The following is a 2877-nucleotide window of genomic DNA, read 5'->3' on the forward strand; positions in this document are numbered from 1 at the left end:
TTTCTTAGCAGTTAATAATAAGTAAAGTATTTTATGGAGGCCTCAATGGAACTGAATCCGGTTTTTGCCCGTCGACTTTACTTAGCATTATTAGTGGAATATACCGAGCGACCTAACGTCCCTCGTTTAATTGAACAAACAGGTTGGCCTCGTCGCACCATTCAAGATGTCTTAAAAGCTTTACCTAGCATTGGTATAGAGCTGTGTTTTATTCAGGATGGTCGTCGTCATAATGATGGTTATTACACATTGAGTGATTGGGGACCGTTTGACTTAGAGTGGATTAAGGCAAGAGAGCCTGATTTATTGGCGGCATTAGCGCCATAAATAAAAAACCGCATTCGCTATTAATAGCAATGCGGTTTTTTGCTAATGAAAGCAGCTTGGTTGAACTACTTGCGCTTATTGGCCTTGTGATTCTAAATACAAGATGGTTGCAGCGGTGCGAGACTTAACCTGTAGCTTTTTGAGCAAGCTTTTCATATGCACTTTCACAGTGGCTTCTGAAATAAATAACTGCTCAGCAATTTGACGGTTTCGTTGGCCTTTGGCGACTTCTTGGAGAATTTGCAGTTCACGTTCGGTAAGTTGACTCAGTATATCGTCTGTTGAATGCTGCTCTGCCAAACATTCTTTCACCACGTTACTGTAAGCTTTGCCACCACACAGCGCAGACTTTAACAGCTCGATGAGTTCATCAGGCTCGGTATCTTTAAGTAAGTAACCATCAGCACCTGCATTGAGCAGCGTTTTAATATCACTGCGGCTATCAGAAACCGTTAATACTACAATACAGGCAAGAATCCCTTCATCACGCATGGCATTTAACGTATCTAAGCCAGACATGCCTTTCATGTTTAAATCGAGCAAAATCAAATCTGGTGATTGTTCATGGGCAAGAGCAATTGCATCATTACCGTTACTGGCTTCACCGACTAATTGAAAGTCTGATTCCATGCTGAGCAACTGACCGATCCCTCGACGCATCAGAGGGTGATCGTCGACAATCATGACTTTCCAACATGTCATATTGTTATCCTTTTTGTAGTGGAAATATCAGGCTGATAGTACTGCCGTGATGGGGTTGTGAATCTATCTGTAAGTCACCATTAAGCCGTGATGTACGCTCTTGCATAATGCTTAGACCATAATGATCCCGTTTGCTTGCTGTTGGGTCAAATCCTTTACCATCATCACCGATCGTCACATGCACATTTTGCGCTGTTTGATAACAGGTGACGGTGATTTCATCGGCATCTGCATGTTTAATTGCATTGAGTACCGCTTCACGAATGATCTGTAATAAATGCACTTGGTTATGGGCATCTAACGCCATGGATGGTAAGTGGTTATTTATCACCAATAAGGCGTCGGTTTGATCTTCCAGAGGTTCAAGCATTTGGTTTAACGCTTCACCAAAGTTAGCATCTTTAATGGTGAGACGGAATGTACTGAGCAGCTCACGTAATTGGGTATAGGCACTACTTAGTCCTTGTTCTATATCTTGCACGGTACGATTGATATCGTCACCGTGCTCAATTTGATTTAACTCTCTTTTTAAGAGGGTTAATTGGATTTTTAAATAAGACAGTGATTGTGCTAGTGAATCATGCAGCTCTCGGGCGATAGTGGCACGCTCTTCCATGAGTAACAAATGCTCAGCTTGTTTCTGAGCGCGGTTGTAATAAATACCACGGGCGAGAATTTGTGAAATATTATCGATCAATGCTTGATCTGGACACGGCAACGTATATTGCCACCATAACCGTCCCATTAATTCACCATCGATATACAGTTCATTACTGTGCCAGTTTTGATTAATGCGGCTACCAGCATGGAGCTCCGTAGTGCTTCCTGTTGTTTCTGCAATGATCAGTCGAGCTCCCGTTACTCCATCAATCGCAATCATGGTTTCTAACATGTTAGTAAATTGCTCTGTGGTCAGTCGGCTAACTGAGAGTTGTTGTGAGCAGTTGTAAAGCACTTGCAGTGATTCATTGGCATGGCGTAAACGGCGAGTTTTCTCTGTGACGCTACGCTCTAACCCATCATAAAGTTGCTCTAACTCACAGGACATTTTGCTAAATGTCTGCGCTAAGATCCCTAATTCATTGTTACTGTTATTACAAACACGGAACTGAAAGTTTTTACGCTTTACTTGTTTACAGGCATTCACTAAATCATTGAGTGGCGCAACGATTTGTAAACGTGTGTAGCGGATGGTGTAGAACACAATCAGTAATATCGTGGTTAATCCCATGGCACCGATGGTTGCTAATCGTTGAAGTTTAATTTCAGAAGATTCTTGTAGTTCTGCGACAAACTTATCAACTCGATGAACAAAAGGGGCGACATGCTGAATGAAAGATTTATTGTTTTCTGTTTCTAAGATGGGGTGTAGCTCGTCCCAGCGCAGTACTAGCTGGTTGTACTGTTGTTGGATATCACTAGGGACAAACCAATGATTGAGCTCTTTCATCGAAGGAGAATGTAACGACTGTTCAAACTGCTCAATGTGCTCAGACAGTAATGGTGAGTGTGTCTCAATATCAAAAGCTAAGCGATAAGTTTGCATACGCATTGAGCCTGCGATGTTGATGGCTTCGGCATCGTTCAAGCTAGATGTCAGTGTCATCAATGCGAGTGAGGTTGTCGAAATAGAGATGAATAAAATCAGTACCATTGAACGAGCGATGGTGCTTGTTACCGAATTTGTTTTTTTCTTTGCCACATGAATCCTTTCTAATAATCGTTATTCACAATTCTTCATAACGCACATGAATACGATGCATTAAATTATCGAATAATGTGAGTTTTATCTTATCTATTTATTGATCTAGAACAAATAACCCTATCAATTACCCCTTAGGTGGTATT

The 2877-nt window shown here is 41.5% G+C and carries 3 protein-coding genes; 1 reads left to right on the forward strand and 2 read right to left on the reverse strand.

From position 1 onward, the window contains the following. The first annotated feature begins 45 nt into the window (after positions 1–45). Positions 46–327, forward strand: a complete 282-nt coding sequence (locus E5A76_RS05075) for a winged helix-turn-helix domain-containing protein (RefSeq protein ID WP_161118284.1) — start codon at positions 46–48, stop codon at positions 325–327. A 75-nt stretch (positions 328–402) separates the two neighbouring features. Here the strand turns inward: E5A76_RS05075 and E5A76_RS05080 are convergent, their stop codons facing one another. Both E5A76_RS05080 and narQ read right to left on the reverse strand, forming a co-directional pair. Then, a complete protein-coding gene (locus E5A76_RS05080) occupies positions 403–1029 on the reverse strand; it encodes a response regulator (RefSeq protein WP_053988577.1) in 627 nt (208 codons plus the stop codon). A 4-nt stretch (positions 1030–1033) separates the two neighbouring features. After that, complete coding sequence (narQ, locus tag E5A76_RS05085) at positions 1034–2731, reverse strand: nitrate/nitrite two-component system sensor histidine kinase NarQ (RefSeq protein WP_316247319.1); 1698 nt, start codon at positions 2729–2731, stop codon at positions 1034–1036. Positions 2732–2877: the final 146 nt, after the last annotated feature.

Origin of the sequence: Photobacterium lucens, assembly GCF_009873615.1 — a bacterium.
In the GTDB taxonomy this organism is placed as follows: Bacteria; Pseudomonadota; Gammaproteobacteria; order Enterobacterales; family Vibrionaceae; genus Photobacterium; species Photobacterium lucens.